This is a genomic window from Dyella terrae, from assembly GCF_022394535.1.
Classification (GTDB): Bacteria; Pseudomonadota; Gammaproteobacteria; order Xanthomonadales; family Rhodanobacteraceae; genus Dyella.
Genome location: NZ_CP089414.1, coordinates 3619171 through 3633677, shown reverse-complemented (window position 1 = coordinate 3633677; position 14507 = coordinate 3619171). Strand labels below are relative to the sequence as shown.

General features: G+C 64.3%; 16 protein-coding genes and 1 pseudogene. 4 read left to right on the top strand and 13 right to left on the bottom strand.

Going from position 1 to position 14507, the window contains the following annotated elements:
• Nucleotides 1-20: 20 nt before the first annotated feature.
• Nucleotides 21-731 carry a YdcF family protein gene (locus tag DYST_RS15895; RefSeq protein WP_102301796.1) on the bottom strand — a complete coding sequence of 237 codons (711 nt, stop codon included), beginning with the start codon at nucleotides 729-731 and terminating at the stop codon, nucleotides 21-23.
• Nucleotides 732-892: 161 nt separating this feature from the next.
• Here DYST_RS15895 and DYST_RS15890 point away from each other — a divergent pair, with 161 nt between their 5' ends.
• The 3 genes from DYST_RS15890 to DYST_RS15880 are packed head-to-tail and all read left to right on the top strand — an operon-like array spanning nucleotide 893 to nucleotide 3641.
• Entirely contained in the window at nucleotides 893-2092 is a 1200-nt protein-coding gene (locus DYST_RS15890) for a beta-ketoacyl-[acyl-carrier-protein] synthase family protein (protein WP_239946578.1), read from the top strand.
• Nucleotides 2089-2886, top strand: coding sequence for a beta-ketoacyl synthase chain length factor (locus tag DYST_RS15885; protein ID WP_239946577.1), 798 nt, complete (start codon nucleotides 2089-2091; stop codon nucleotides 2884-2886). Before DYST_RS15890 ends, DYST_RS15885 begins: the two co-directional genes overlap by 4 nt.
• A complete protein-coding gene (locus DYST_RS15880) occupies nucleotides 2883-3641 on the top strand; it encodes a glycosyltransferase family 2 protein (protein ID WP_102301708.1) in 759 nt (252 codons plus the stop codon). The genes DYST_RS15885 and DYST_RS15880 overlap by 4 nt, the downstream gene beginning before the upstream one ends.
• Nucleotides 3642-3676: 35 nt before the next feature.
• On the opposite strand, the gene fabG is transcribed toward DYST_RS15880, so the two are convergent.
• The 8 genes and pseudogenes from fabG to DYST_RS15840 form a co-directional block, all read right to left on the bottom strand.
• On the bottom strand, nucleotides 3677-4414 hold the full coding sequence (fabG, locus tag DYST_RS15875) for a 3-oxoacyl-ACP reductase FabG (protein WP_239946576.1): 738 nt from the start codon (nucleotides 4412-4414) through the stop codon (nucleotides 3677-3679).
• Nucleotides 4415-4427: 13 nt separating this feature from the next.
• A complete protein-coding gene (locus DYST_RS15870) occupies nucleotides 4428-4862 on the bottom strand; it encodes a phosphotransferase (protein WP_102301706.1) in 435 nt (144 codons plus the stop codon).
• Complete coding sequence (locus tag DYST_RS15865) at nucleotides 4846-7164, bottom strand: MMPL family transporter (RefSeq protein WP_239946575.1); 2319 nt, start codon at nucleotides 7162-7164, stop codon at nucleotides 4846-4848. Before DYST_RS15865 ends, DYST_RS15870 begins: the two co-directional genes overlap by 17 nt.
• Nucleotides 7165-7166: 2 nt before the next feature.
• Nucleotides 7167-7814 (bottom strand): outer membrane lipoprotein carrier protein LolA, encoded by a 648-nt coding sequence (locus DYST_RS15860; protein WP_239946574.1) that lies wholly within the window; start codon nucleotides 7812-7814, stop codon nucleotides 7167-7169.
• Nucleotides 7738-8692: pseudogene (locus DYST_RS15855) on the bottom strand (acyltransferase). The gene DYST_RS15860 and the pseudogene DYST_RS15855 overlap by 77 nt, the downstream one beginning before the upstream one ends.
• Before the next feature lie 13 nt (nucleotides 8693-8705).
• The gene (locus DYST_RS15850) at nucleotides 8706-9005 is read right to left on the bottom strand and encodes a hydroxymyristoyl-ACP dehydratase (RefSeq protein WP_239946573.1); all 300 of its coding nucleotides are present in this window, start codon (nucleotides 9003-9005) and stop codon (nucleotides 8706-8708) included.
• Entirely contained in the window at nucleotides 9002-9724 is a 723-nt protein-coding gene (locus tag DYST_RS15845) for a xanthomonadin biosynthesis protein (protein WP_239946572.1), read from the bottom strand. The genes DYST_RS15850 and DYST_RS15845 overlap by 4 nt, the downstream gene beginning before the upstream one ends.
• 79 nt (nucleotides 9725-9803) lie before the next feature.
• Nucleotides 9804-10073, bottom strand: a complete 270-nt coding sequence (locus tag DYST_RS15840) for a phosphopantetheine-binding protein (protein WP_102301701.1) — start codon at nucleotides 10071-10073, stop codon at nucleotides 9804-9806.
• A gap of 90 nt (nucleotides 10074-10163) precedes the next feature.
• Between DYST_RS15840 and DYST_RS15835 the strand changes: the two genes are divergently transcribed.
• Nucleotides 10164-11150 (top strand): pteridine-dependent deoxygenase, encoded by a 987-nt coding sequence (locus DYST_RS15835; RefSeq protein WP_102301700.1) that lies wholly within the window; start codon nucleotides 10164-10166, stop codon nucleotides 11148-11150.
• Nucleotides 11151-11297: 147 nt separating this feature from the next.
• Here the strand turns inward: DYST_RS15835 and DYST_RS15830 are convergent, their stop codons facing one another.
• The 4 genes from DYST_RS15830 to DYST_RS15815 all read right to left on the bottom strand — a co-directional run bounded on the left by DYST_RS15830 (nucleotide 11298) and on the right by DYST_RS15815 (nucleotide 14451).
• Entirely contained in the window at nucleotides 11298-11867 is a 570-nt protein-coding gene (locus DYST_RS15830) for a hypothetical protein (RefSeq protein WP_239946571.1), read from the bottom strand.
• Between the two features lie 42 nt (nucleotides 11868-11909).
• Nucleotides 11910-13283 carry a bifunctional UDP-N-acetylglucosamine diphosphorylase/glucosamine-1-phosphate N-acetyltransferase GlmU gene (glmU, locus tag DYST_RS15825; protein WP_239946570.1) on the bottom strand — a complete coding sequence of 458 codons (1374 nt, stop codon included), beginning with the start codon at nucleotides 13281-13283 and terminating at the stop codon, nucleotides 11910-11912.
• A gap of 83 nt (nucleotides 13284-13366) precedes the next feature.
• Nucleotides 13367-13789, bottom strand: a complete 423-nt coding sequence (locus DYST_RS15820) for a hypothetical protein (RefSeq protein WP_239946569.1) — start codon at nucleotides 13787-13789, stop codon at nucleotides 13367-13369.
• Nucleotides 13790-14025: 236 nt separating this feature from the next.
• Nucleotides 14026-14451, bottom strand: coding sequence for a F0F1 ATP synthase subunit epsilon (locus DYST_RS15815; protein WP_102301697.1), 426 nt, complete (start codon nucleotides 14449-14451; stop codon nucleotides 14026-14028).
• Nucleotides 14452-14507 lie beyond the last annotated feature (56 nt).

Below are 14507 nucleotides of genomic sequence, written 5' to 3'. Positions count from 1 at the left end.
CGCGTCGCGCGTTCGCGCTGTCAGCTGAGGCGCGCCGTCATGCGCCGATGGCCGATCAGTGCGGCCCAGCGCAACGCGATGTCGATCCACATGAGATAGCCGGATTCGGCCAGCAGCCTTATCAGATAGCGGCGATCGATAACCAGGGCCGGTTCTGCTGCCACCGGCACACTACGGAAACCAAGCCTGCGCGCGAGCCACTGGCAACGCGCCAAGTGGTAACGACTGGTCACTAGAGCCACCGGTGGCAACACGTGGGTCACGGGCCCATCTTCCCGCAGCAGGCTGCGTGCATGGCGCAGGTTTTCCAGCGAATCGACCGAGGCTTGTTCCAATTGCAGCACCACGCCCGGCGGCAACTCGTGCTGCACTAGCCATGCCCTGCCCGCAGCAGCCTCGCTGATGCTTCCGCCACTGCGTCCGCCCAGCAGCAGCACGTGATCTGTGCTATGCGAACGCATCAGTGCCAGCGCTCGCGACAGGCGCTGCTGATAGTCCTTCTCCGGTGCATCCCCGACCAGTCGGCGGCCAAAAACGAGGGTGGTCATCGGCTGGGCAGGGGCCAACGGGCTGCGTGCCGCCACCCGCCATACATGAACGAGATAGCCGACCCATACCAAGCCCAGGCTCAAGAGCACCGCCACGGTCGTCACCACGGCCGCATGCAGCACGTCACGGTCGCTGAGATAGCGCCAGGGGCCACGTTTGAGCGGGGCGATGAAAGGAGGCACGAACGGGCAGGGTGGGGCAGACGGAGGCCGGTAGCGCAGTGTGCGCAGCCCCTTGCCCTGACGCAATCCGGCGTTCGGCGCATACCGGTTAAAATGAACAACCTCACCCCTGTCGGTTGTCCAGACTAGGAAATACCGAAGCCCCTCGCTAGGCTCGCGCGATGTCCGTACCGATCCACCCCCTTGCCGTCCGTGCCTACACGGTGACTTCGGCGCTGGGCCAAGGCCTCGAAAGCCACCTCGCCGCTCTGTCTACGGGCCGCGGGGGCCTACGTCAAAACGACTTCAGCAGCGCCCCACTGGCGTGCTGGATAGGCCGTGTCGATGGCGTCGAAGACGCCGCGCTGCCCGCAGCGCACGCTGCGTGGGAATGCCGCAACAATCGCCTGGCCTGGCTGGGACTCCATCAGGACCGTTTTCTGGAGCATGCACTGGACGCCCGCCAGCGCTACGGCGCCGCGCGCGTGGCCCTGGTTTTGGGCACTTCTACCGCGAGCATCGGCGCCACCGAGGAAGGCTATCGCCACCTCGACGAAAACGGGCACATGCCACCGAACCTCCGCCGCCCCCTTATCCATGCGCCGCATTCGCTTGCCGGCTTCGTGGCCGAGGCATTGGGGCTGGAAGGGCCATGCCTGACGGTATCGACGGCTTGTTCGTCCAGCGCCAAGGTGTTCGCCAACGCCGAACGGCTGATTCGTCTCGGCCTTGCCGACGCTGCCGTGGTCGGTGGCGTGGATACCTTGTGCGATAGCGTGCTGTTCGGCTTCAACGCACTGGAGCTGGTATCGCCCGAGCCCTGTCGACCGTTCGATCAGGCGCGTCGCGGCATTTCCATCGGTGAGGCCGCCGGCTTTGCGTTGCTAGAACGCGTTGATGCCGCACCGGAGGCGCCGCGCCTGCTCGGCTATGGCGAATCCAGCGATGCACACCACATGTCCACACCGCACCCCGAAGGCCTGGGCGCCGAACTCGCGTTGCGCGACGCCCTGGCGCGGGCAGGCTTGAGTGCGGAGCAGGTCGATTACATCAACCTGCACGGCACGGCCAGCCTGAAAAACGACGAAGTGGAAGCCGCCCTGGTGGCGCGCGCCTTTCCCGCTACTACACGCGCCAGTTCCACCAAGGGTTTCACCGGTCACACGCTGGGTGCGGCAGGCATTCTCGAAGCCGTCTTCGCGCTGCTGGCGATCCGCCATGGACAGGTGCCTGGCAACCTCGGCTGCACACACCCCGATGTCGCCTGCGGTCCGCAGCTGGCGCTGCAGAGCGAACAGCGGCAGGTCAACGTGGCCTTGAGCAATTCGTTTGGATTCGGCGGCAACAATGCTTGCCTTGCCTTCGGTAGTGCGCAGGCATGAGTACATTGCAGGTTCATGTAGAAGGCATCGGCCTGTGGTCGTCCGAACTGGGCGATTTCGCTGCGCTGAAGGCCCAGCTCGCTGGCTTGCCGGTGGCTCCACCGGCAGGCCGCCCCCGTGCGGAGATACTCCCGGCGAATGAGCGCCGCCGCGCGCCGGAAAGCGTGCTGCTTGCAGTGGAAGTGGCGGGGCAGGCGGTGGCCATGAGCGGCCGCGACGCCCGCGACCTGCCGTGTGTCTTCAGCTCCACCTATGGCGACCAGCACATTTCTGACTACATGTGCGCCACCCTGGCCACCACGCCGGCCGAGCTGTCACCGACACGCTTCCATAACTCGGTGCATAACGCGCCAGCCGGCTACTGGACCATCGCCACGGGCTGCCATGCGGCGTCGAGCGCCGTCAGCGCCGGCCACGCTAGTCTTGGCGCGAGCTTGCTGGAGGCGGCCACCCTCTGCGTGGCCGAACAGCGCCCGGTGCTGCTGGTCTGCAGCGACATCGCAGGGCATGGCCCGCTGAAGGAAATGACCGGCACACACCAGTCGTTCGGTATTGCGCTGGTGCTGGCGCCGGCGGCCTCGGCGCACACGCTGGTCCGCCTCGCCCTGGATCTCGTACCCCACGCCGGCGAGGAGCTGCGTCCCGCACCTGCAACGGGCGCGTGGTACGAAAGCAATCCGATTGCCGCATCCGCCTGGCCGCTGATGCAAAATCTCGCTACAGGCGAAGGTGACTGCACCCTCGCCGCCGCCGAAACCCTGGCGTTGAGGGTTGCCCTGGAGACACCTGCTTGAATACGTCCGATGCCCGCTGGTGCGTGCTGATTCCCTGCCTCAACGAAGAGGCCGCTATCGGCAGAGTCGTCCAGTCCGTCCTGTCGCTCGGCGTGCCCGTGATCGTGGTCGATGACGGCTCGGACGATCGCACCCCCGATATCGTGAGTGAACTGCCCGTCACGCTACTGCGCCATCCGCAGCGTAGCGGCAAGGGCGAAGCTCTGCGTACTGGCTTTCGTGAGGCCGTGCGTCAGGGTTTCGATGCCGTGCTCACCATGGATGGCGACGGCCAGCACCTGGCCAGCGACATTCCGCGTATCGCCGCCGCCGCGCAGCGTTATCCCAACCACATCGTCATCGGCGCGCGCCTGCTCGAGCGCGAGCAGCAGCCCAAGGCCCGCCGTCGCGCCAACGCGGTCGCGGACTGGGGTATCTCGTGGGCTTGCGCACAACCGGTGGCCGATACGCAGAGCGGCCAGCGCTGGTATCCGCGCGCCGCGCTCGATCTGGTGGATCTACCGGCCGAAAACTTCGTATTCGAAGCTGCCATCCTCATCGCCGCCTCGCGTGAGAAAGGGCTGGGCGTGGTGTCGGTGCCGATCGCTTCGCGCTACGAGCGCGAATTCCGCATCAGCCATTTCAGCCCGATCCGCGATGTCACCCGCATCACCACCTACACCGTCGGACAACTGATTCGCTACGGCGACGTCGTGAACAGCTATCGCCGCTCCCGCGCATCACGACCGATCGTGTTCGATGCCGCGGTCACCTGAATCTGCACGCCCCGGCCACGCCGGGGCACGCGAACTCAGGCCATGCCGCCATTGACACCAATCACTTGGCCATTGATGTAACCCGCTGCATCGGAGCACAGGAATGCCACCAAGGCCGCGACTTCTTCCGGCCTTCCGGCGCGCTGGGCGGGCACGATCTCGCGGATGCGTTCCGGCGGAAAATCCTCACCAATCATACGGCCCTCAATCACGCCCGGCGCCACCACGTTCGCCGTGATGCCGCGAGAGGCCATTTCGCGCGCAAGCGATCGGGTGGCACCATGCAGCGCGGATTTCGCCGCTGCGTAATTGGCTTGCCCCCGATTACCGAGCTGCGCCGCGACCGAACTCACCGACACGATGCGCCCAAAGCGCGCACGCGCCATGGGCAACAACAATGGCTGAGTCACGTGGAAGAAGCCGTGTAGCGAAACGTCGATCACACGGTGCCAGGCATCCTCTGACATACCGGCCATCGGGCTGTCCTCGTGCACGCCGGCATTGTTGACCACCGCATGGATCGGGCCGTCGGCCAGCAGGGCTTCCAGTGCATGCCTTGTGCCAGCACCGTCAGTTACATCGAACGCCACCGCCTGCGCGCTGCCGCCCGCGTCGCGAATGGCTGCCGCCACGTCGTCCGCGCGGGCAAGTCCGGAGTTTGCGTGCACGATCAGGTGATAGCCACCTTCCGCCAACGCACGCGATATCGCACCGCCAAGATCACCGCTGCCGCCGGTCACCAGCGCGCGGCGGGAAGAATGGGCCTGTGACATGGCGACCTCGCTATCAGAGAGAAGGATGGATGACGGCAGCTCGCCCGCTCACCAGAACGCGACCATTCTGCTCCACGCGGAACGCGTACTGAGCGCCGGATGGGTCGGCGTAAAGACTTTCCGCATGGATGTCCAGACGCCCTAAAGATGGATCAACGTACTCGACGCTGAGCGATATATCGCGCAGGCTGACCAGACGTCCGGGGCGTACATCGCTAGCTCCGTGTTCGCGCGCCAGCAAGGCGCCATGCACGGCCATCGCCTGCGCGCCGTACTCCGCCAGATGCACCGCGTGCAAGCCGGCGGAGCCACGTAACGGGTGTTCCGCCAGTGCGTGACTTTCGGTCACCGCATGGATCGACGTTTCATCCCAGCCGACCACGTCATCGAGCAGGCTCATGGCGCCTTGATGGGGAATGAGAGAAGCCCAATCAGTCTTGGCGAGCATGCGGAGCCATCAGGATCGAAAGACAAAAGTGGAAGGCGACGCCCAGGCTGACCGTGAGGCCAATAGCGCGCAGCACGGGAATCGTGCTCCACGCCAGCAAGCCGAACACCAGCAGTGCTGACAACACGCAAACCAGCGTGGCATGCAACGTGCGACGCTGCTCGGCCGCATCATGGGTATCGCGCTCAAAGAACAGCGCGTAGTGCAAACCAAGCCCGGCGGCCAGGATCAACGCTACCAAGTGGAACAGCGATACCTCCACGCCGCATACGCGCTCCACCGCCAGCACCAGGAACGTCGCCAGCGTCATCGGCGCCAGCACGTGCCATGCACGTCGGAAGCTGCGCAAGGCGACGACAATCGCCATCACCAGCAAGATGCTCGCACCCAACAGGGCATAGAGGATGCGCGTGCGATAGTCGACCACGAGCGACTCGGCAGCGCTCTTGAGATCGAGCAGCCGTACGGCACCACCACTGTTTCGCGCGAGCGCCCGCAAGGCGTCGAGATCATGCACGCCGCTCAGCGTGCCCAGCCCCAGCCAATGTCCATCACGTTCCACCAGCATGCCGGACAGCCGCTGCCCCAGAGGCGACGTGGAGAACTGTTGGGGCGCCAGCAAAGGGAGTTCACGCGCCTTCTGCACGTCCTCGACGAACGGCTTGAACAACCCGGGCTGGAACGGCATGCCTTGTTCGGCTTCGGTGAGTGCGCTTTCCAACACGTCGCGGTCGGGAAGCGCCTGTTGGCGCACACGCTGGATGGCCTCGCTCGGCAGATAGCGTGAAGGAAGCTCCACCGCATCGACCACGTGGCGCGCGACCAGCGCATCCAGTGCGGGCTCCATACGCTCCGAAAGCGCCAGCACACCTTGTTCATCCGGCGCTTGCAGCACCAGCAAGTAACGCACGTCCGGCGCACCAAGCGCTTCGCGCAGGCGGGCGTCGCGCATCAGCAGATCACGAGGCAACGGCGTCAGCGCAGACAGATCGTTCTGCCAAAATGGCCCCTGTGCAAAGGCCAGCATCAACACGGTAGCTACCGCGACGAGCGCGGGAATCCAGCGCGGACGCGGCAGGTGATCCACTATCCGGCGCGCGCGTATCAACCAGCCCATGTCGGCAACATCATGGACGCGCACGGGCAGTAGATGGGGCAGCAGATAGCGCGTACTGAAGCCCGCCACCAGCAGGCCGGTGACAGTGAAGACGGCAAGCTGCCGGAGTCCATTCACACCCGACGCGAAGAAAGCGAGATACGCGATGCACGCTGACGCAATGGCAGTGAGCAACAGCGGCCACAGGTCACGCACACTCTGCACAGCGCTTTCGTCGGCGCGGCGATGACTCAGTACGCGGATCGGATACTCCTGTGCCACACCGAGCAAGGTGAAGCCGAAAGCCAGCGTGATGCCATGGACCTGCGGGAACAACACGATAAGCGCGGCAATACCCGCCAATGCGGCGCTGGCAATGGGCAGCGCCGAAAACAGCAACGAGCCGATGCTCCGGTACGCCAGCAAGAGCAAAACGATGAAACCCACTGTGGAAATGCGCCCGATCCATTCGGCCTGACCACGTGTCTGTGCGTTCGCCACCACGCTGAAGTAACCCGGACCACTGACAATCAGCGAGGCACCGGTGTGTTCGGGCAACCCGTCGAACGCGCGATGGATTCCGTCGATAGCTGACGCCTGCGCGCCTGGGTCGAAGCCCGGTGCTTTCGTCAGCACCAGCAGCAAGGCTTCGTGCTGCAGGGAGAACCACACGCCTTGCACCACTTCGGGTGATTTGGGCGGTGACCAACGCTCGGCGAGCTTGAGCACTTCGAGTGTGGGATCGCGCGGCAACAGGTTCTTCAGCAGGCTCGCAGCGGGCGACGACAGATCGTCCAGCCGCTGGTCGAGCTGGTCACGCAGATAGGCAGCGTCCATACGCTCATGGTCTAGCGTAGGCGACAGCAGATAGCGGTAAGGCAGCAAGGTGTCGTCGATCGCGCCGATATCGAAGCTGCCGTTGAGCACCTGCGTGTAATTTGAATCCTTACGCAGGGCAGCGCTCAGTTGCTGGCTAAGGTCAGCCAGTTGCTCGTCCGATTTGCCGGCGATAGCGAGCAGCAACAGGCGCGAGCCGGGACCTTCACCCACCTGCTCCATCAGCAGCCGCTGGTCCGGTGTGGTGGGCGCCGGCATGAAACTGCGAAGGTCGGTACTCACGCTGAGATGAGTTACGACGAACAGACCGAGCAGGGCCAAGACCGTCAGCCAGGCCACCAGCAATGCCACGCGCCCGCCGCGACGCACGATCAGTCGCCCCCGCAGAGGGTCACGAGCGCTTCGCGGGTGGGCGTGGCCGGCATCCTGGACGCGTAGAGGCCCAGCAGATCGATGGCCACGTCACCATCGGCTTCCTGCATGCGCATGCAGTGGGGCTCGTTGCCGCGACCGTCGATATCGATGCGGCTCACCGTCTGCGCGAGTTTCGCGTCACGCGGCGTCAGCGTCAGCGTCCAGTGCCCTCCATCGTCCACACGGTGCTGGACCACGAACGCCTGCTCCAACCGCGGCGCATCGCCGCCGAGCAATGCGACGAAACTGTCGAGCAGCAATTGCAACTGCGGTGCGCGCTTCAGGGAAAAACTGCGCGTCGAACGGCCCTCGCGTTGCTGGGTCACTTCACCGTTGGCGATGGTCGACACCTCGCGATTGGGATGTTCGACAGTACGTTCCAGACGATCGTCGCCCAACCAAGCCAGCTGGCCTGACACTATCAGCGGTTTGTCGAGCATCTTCATGAAGCGTGCTTCGGCGAAAGGCGTACGCGCCGGTGCCGGCCGTCCCAACGAGGACACCAGCGCACGTGCGGTGGCGGCGTTCTCAGGCGCCGACGCGTTCGCGCACAGCGACAGCATCAGGCCGCACAGCAGTGTCCATGTCTTGCTGCCAAAAGTCATAGAAGTTGAACCAGTTGTAGGGAGCGGCGTGGATGTAGTGTTCCACGCGGGCGGCGAAACGGGTGATCACCGCGTCTAGCGCTTGCGCGCGTTCCTGTCGCGGAATGTCGATGCGTTCGGCGAAGGGCTCGAACACCAGGCGATACCGGTTGCCGCCTTCATAAAGACCGAAGCACAGCACCACCGGCACGCGCAGGGAATGCGCGAGCAGCCATGGTCCTACCGGGAAGGGCGCGGGCTCGCCGAGTAGAGGCACACGCCGCAGCACCTCGTGCTCACGGCCGCGATCAGCCAGCAGCGCCACCATCGCGCCCTGCTGGCACGCCTCCGCCATGGCGAGAGTGATCGAGGTACCGCCACGGGACGCGTCGATCACATTGGCACCTACTGTCAGGCGCCAGCGCTTCAAGCAGCTCGGTCATGGCCGGCGTCTTCTGCTTGTCCAGCACGACGCGCAGCGGAGTGTCTGGATTGCGCGTACTGATCGCCCGTAAGGCCTCGAAACTACCCTGGTGCGTACCTGGCAGCAGCACCCCTTGCCCCTTGGCCAGGCAAGCCTCGAGTTCGTCCAGCCCTTCCACGGTCACGTCGAAGTCCTTCTCGCCGCGGGCGAGCAGGAAGACACGATCAAGGAGGGTGGCCGCGAAGTAATGGATGTGCTTCATCACCAGCCACCAGGTGACAGGGCGGCCAAGCGCGCGCTGCAGGAAGTGGCGGGATGCGCGACGCTCCGGCCCTCGGCGGAAATAGAAGTACAACGTGATCGGGTAAAGCGTCAGGCGGCTGAGCCGGCGACCACCGCGCAGCGCAATGGTGCGGATCAGCCAAAGTGCGAACCGTCCGCCGCCCTCCGGGCGACTCTGCCAGTGCTCAGTCATGTTGTTCCCTCAATCATGTCGCTCCCTCAACGGTGCCGCGGGCGAGCAGCTCGCCATCACGATGGATCTCGAAGCGCACGCGTCCGTTGGCGTCGGTCAGAGTGATCTTTGCCTCGTGATCGGGCAGCAGAGGCGCCACGAACTTGGCTTCCAGCACGCGGGCCAGTCGTTCGCCGCGCCACGCGCGCAAGGCCAGCGCCACCTGCTCCAGCAGCATCACGCCCGGGACCAGCGGCGAACCAGGGAAGTGCCCGGGCAAGCTGGGGTGATCCGCGGTCACGCGAAATGCGTGCTGATAGGACGCGTAACTCATGATGACGACGCGTTGTCGCCGCGCAGCACTTTTGGCCAGCGCGTGGCCACGCCTAGCACCAGTTCGCGCAAGCTTGGATGATGGATGTGACGTAAATGCCAGCGCCGGAAGAAATGCTCGAGCAGGAACGCGCTTGCGATCAACACATAGCCGCCCACGTGAGCGTACGACTGTGCAAGCCCTGCGGGCACCGGCCACGGCGAGGCGATACCGAGCGCACTGAGCAAGCCACCGGGCTCGGCGCAGAGCAACAACACCGCGAGCACCAGCGCCTGCGCCGACGCGAGTAGCGCCCAGAACCAAGTGAGGTGGCGCGCATAAACAGCCACGCCGGCCACGGCGAGGCGCTCGGGCCCTTCAAGTGCTTCGATAATGCGCGCGATCAACGGCATGCTGCCGGCGCGCAGACTGCACCCGAACAAGCCGGCCAAAAGAACATTGATGGCGATGGGCACACATTCCAGCAACAGCCCGGCCATCCCGTGCCAGCCCAGCCATCCCATTACCGCCAGCGTGACGACCCACACGCCCCAAGGCAGCGGGCGTCGCGTGGCGAGCGCGGGTGCCATCAGCACAGTGAGCAATAGCGCACAGGCCGCCAGTGAGAAACTCTGGCGATGCGTTAGCGCGCCGGCCATCGCCAGCACCGGATAGCCGAACATCAGCGGCAACCAGCGCCGCGACGTCGATTTAGGTGTGGATGCGGAGAATGGCGACATGGATGACTCGGCCTGTCAGGCAACGTGGCGGCGACAGTGCAAGTCTGCCGCGTTCGCAACCCATCATGCCCGACCTTGGTTAAACGACGCGGTGTCGTTCGATGTGCTCGGACAACGTGCGCAGGCTCGTGAAGATCTTGCGATTCTCGGGATTGTCCGAGCGCAACTGGAAGCCGTAGCGCTTGGAAACCGCCAACGCGATTTCGAGCGCGTCGATAGAGTCCAGGCCCAAATCGCCGCCGAAAAGCGGCGCATCGGGCTCGATCTGGTCGGCTGTGACGGTTTCCAGATTAAGGCTGTCCACGATCAGCGTGGCCAGTTCATGTTGTGCGGTGCTCTGCTCGGCCATGCCGTGTCGTACCCGAATACTTGCGCCTCTCCCCAGTGGCGCCGGTCTAGCAGTGTAACATAGCGGCCCAGTTTCTCCGGTTGGATGCCCATGGTTCAGGGTTGTGAAAACGTCAGGCTGGCGCTACGCCGTGCACCACGAGTGTCCTACCGGTGGGTTGATCCCAGACAGATCTTGCAGGAAGCAGGCACCCTGGCTGTATTCGGCTTCGGCACCGGCGCACCGCGCAGCGACGATCCCCGTTGGCTCAGCGTAGACCTGGAAAGCTTCGATGCCCCCACGCCGCTCGAGGTGTGGCAGGTCGAAGGCCCTGTAAGCCACGGCCGGCAGGGTGATCTGCAGTGGTCCAGTGGCGACGGTTGGCTGTTTGCCGCCATCACGCTTGACGAAGCCGCGCACGGCGGCCCCTGTGCAACGTCAGTATCCGCCTACGCGCAACTGAGCAACTTCGTCGCCACGCGCCGCGAGCGCCACGTGCAGCGCATCTGGAATTACCTGGGCGACATCAACCAGGGCGAGGGTGACGGCGAACGCTATAAACACTTCTGCGACGGCCGTGCCGAGGGCATGGGCAACGTTTTCGCGGACGGCTTCCCCGCCGCCACCGCCATCGGCCATCACGCCCCGGCGATGCGCCTGCAGGTCTACCTGCTGGCCTGCGACGAGCCTGGCGAGCGCGTGGAAAATCCCCGTCAGGTCAGCGCCTGGCGCTATCCCCGCCAGTATGGCCGCACGCCACCCAGCTTTGCCCGCGCCATGACGCTGCCCGCTCAGGACGCACTGGCCATCTCCGGCACCGCCGCCGTAGTGGGTCACGCCTCGGCCCACGAGGACGATCTGCTGGCACAGCTCGACGAAACGCTGCTGAATCTGGAAGCTCTATTGGCAAGCGCGGGCATGCCCAGCGGTTTCGACACGCAATCGCCGCTCAAAGCCTATGTGCGACATCCGACCGACGCCCCCGCCGTGCACGACTTCCTGCAGCGCCGCCTGCCCGGCGTGCCGGTACTGCTGCTGCACGGCGACGTCTGTCGCAGCGAGCTGCTGGTGGAGATCGACGGCTGGCGTTACGCCTAAGCAGGGCTCAGCCCGACCAGCCATGGAGCGAACGGCAAGCGGAAAACGCTTGAGCCCACCATCGAGGACCATGCACCGTACGCGAGTCGGACAAACGGTTAGCGAGATGCCGACCTGTCTATCGCGTACATAAGCATCGACAAGAGATCAGGAGGCCGGGGATTTTGCGTACCCCGGATCCAGATGCTTCAAGAAGTCATGCACCTGCGCGTCGAGGTACGGATTGGCCCCACCCTGATCCCGGTCAGCCATCTCCTCCTTGCGCCAAGTCATCGACTTGATCAGTTTTCCACTGACCGAATCGAACACACGGACGTTCGCGACGTAACTCACCAGCGGCGGCCCTTTGGACGCACTGACGAGGGAGTTGCTGACCGACACCATCTCTGGGGCATAACGCACCGTGACCCGGTAAGGCCCGCCGTCTACCTGCGCTTGTTCGGGGTTTTCCGGAAGGCGCGCAGCTTCTTCGGGCGTCACGGTGTGCACGCTTAAGCTGCGGTCATCGGCCCAACGGCCAAACATCCGCTCGATGATCTCGCAATTGACCGTCTTGCTGACGCAAGCGAGATAAAAAGAAAACCGCGGTGAACCATCATCACCGAACAGTTGCACGCTCGATGCGGCACGTGCCGGCGCGCTCACGCCTTGCATAACCAGTACACCCAAGGCCACACACACGAATGTCCGCAAACGCATGCCCTGCTCCTTGTCCATGGGATTGCAGCACCGGCACGATAGCGCCGTCGCCACGGGAAATCACTTGTGCTTGGTGGGCCTATGCCAACCCGTGAGCGTGACCTGCTTGGCGCGCGCCAGCGTCAACTCGCCGGCCGGCGCATCCTTGCCAATCACCGAGCCTGCACCAATGGTTGCGTCTGCACCAATAGTCACCGGCGCCACTAGTGCACTGTTCGAACCAATGAACGCGCGGTCACCGATGGTGGTGAGGTGTTTGTTCACGCCATCGTAGTTGCAAGTGATGGTGCCGGCGCCAACGTTCACGCCGCTGCCGATGATGGTGTCACCCAGGTAACTCAGGTGATTGGCCTTGCTGCCTTCGCCAAGAGTCGCATTCTTGGTTTCGACGAAGTTGCCGATGTGCACGCCCGCTGCGAGCTCGGTGCCTGGACGCAAGCGAGCGAACGGACCGATGATGCATGGACCGTGTGTCACGACGCCCTCCAGATCGCAATGCGCCCTCACGATAGTGCCGGCGGCCAGCGTGACGTTTTTCAGGCGCGTGAACGGCCCCACCTGCACGTCGTCGCCGAGCACAACCTCGCCTTCGAGAATGACGTCAATGTCGATCTCCACATCCATGCCGGCATGGACCTTGCCGCGCACGTCGATACGCAGGGGATCGGAGAGTCGCACACCGTCCAGCGCCAGTGCCTTGGCGCTACGTGCACGGTACTCGGTTTCAAGTTCCGCCAACTGCCAGGGATTGTTTGCCCCAGCGGCTTCGTATTCGTCCTCGCACTCCACGCAGGCGGCCGCGCGGTTTTCTTCCGCAGCCATGGCAAAGATATCGGTGAGGTAGTACTCGCCTTGTACGTTGTTGCGGTCGAGTCTAGACGTCCAGCGTTTCAGCGCGGCGGCCTCCGCTGCGACAATGCCGGTGTTGATCAGGTTAATCGCACGCTGCGTATCGTCTGCGTCCTTTTCCTCGACCACCGCACGCACGAAACCGTTACCGTCGCGCATGACGCGGCCATAACCGAACGGCTTAGCCACACGCGTAGCGAGCAGGCTCACGGCGCCTTCGGCGTGCACCAGCTTCTCCAACGTCTGCGGCCGAGTCAGCGGTACGTCGCCGTAAAGCACGAGCACCGTCGCATCATCGGGCACATCCAACAGGGCTTCACGCACGGCATGCCCGGTCCCCAGACGTTGCGATTGCAGCACCCAACGTAGGTCCTTCTGTCCTTCGAACGCTGCCAGTACCTGGTCGCCGCAATGACCGTAGACCACATGAACCGCTTGCGCTTGCAAGGCCCGCGCCGCATCAAGCACATGGGCCAACAACGGGCGCCCGGCCAACGGCATAAGCACCTTGGCCTTCCTCGATTTCATGCGCTTGCCCTCACCGGCGGCGAGAACGATGACGTGGAGCGGGGCGTTCTTGGGCATGAGTCGAGCCTGTCTTTAGCTAGCGGCGGAGGATAGCAGCCAGTATGCGAACCGCCTGGGACGTGAGGAGGTAGGTCTTCTGGCTATTTCGAGGTACGTACTGGTGCCGAGGCATCCGTGACCGGCTTGCCGTCCTTCCAGGCGAAACGAAATACATAGTCCATGCTGAACGGACGCGCCTCGCTGCTCACTTCATGCGTGTTGCCGTTGGCATCCGCCGCCCATTGGTTGATCCGCAGCGGCTCGAAGATCCATTGCACGGCGGCAGCGCGCACCGCATCGTCGAACAGGCGGGTATCGGCGTCCGCCTGCGCTTCCTCTGCAATACGCACTTCGGAAACCCGGCCTTCCTCGTTGACGATGAGGCGTGCCTCCACTTCCCGCGGCGAGAGCCGTTGATCAAGCAGGGTTGGCGGATACGCCGGCGCCGGGTGCTCGCGGGGAGCCGCACCCGTCGATACCTGCCCGATGGCGAGCGGGTAGTGCTGGAGGTCGTCCTTGGACACCGAACGATACGAAGTGTCGCCTTCCGTACCTGGCTTGACTGGCCCAGGGGAGGGTGCACTGGCACAGCCTGGGAGGCCGATGCTCAAGACACCGGCCAAGCACACAAGGTGAGGCATCCGCCGACAGCGATAGAGCCTTGCGTCCATGTCTGCGCCTCCTTGCCGGGTCGATGCAGCATAAACAAAAACGCCGGCGCGAGGCCGACGTTCCGTGGGTGCTGCCCGGGCGAGTCCGCTCAGTGCTTGAGCGTCTTGCGCAGGCGCTCCAGTGCTTGCAGCTGGGTGATGGCTTCGGCCAGCTTGGCCTGCGCCTCGGCGATCTCGACCGTATCGGTACGATTGGCCAGGGCGTCCTCGGCTTCCTGCTTGGCGCGCAGGGCTGCGGCCTCATCCAGGTCGGACGCACGCGCGGCGGTGTCCGCCAGCACGGTGACGACCTGCGGCTGCACTTCCAGGATGCCGCCAGACACCCAGAACTGCTGACGCTCGCCATTGGCCAGCACCACGTCGACGTGGCCGGGCTTCAGGCGCGTGATCAGCGGTGCGTGGCGGGGCGCGATGCCCAGCTCGCCCATTTCGCCGGTGGCGACCACCAGCTGCGCGTCGCCGGAGAAGATCTCGGCTTCGGCGCTGACGATGTCGACACGGAGGGTATGACTCATGACGGTATTCCGGTGCGTTTGAAGCAGTGGCGGTAGAGCAGTTGACTCTTAATCAA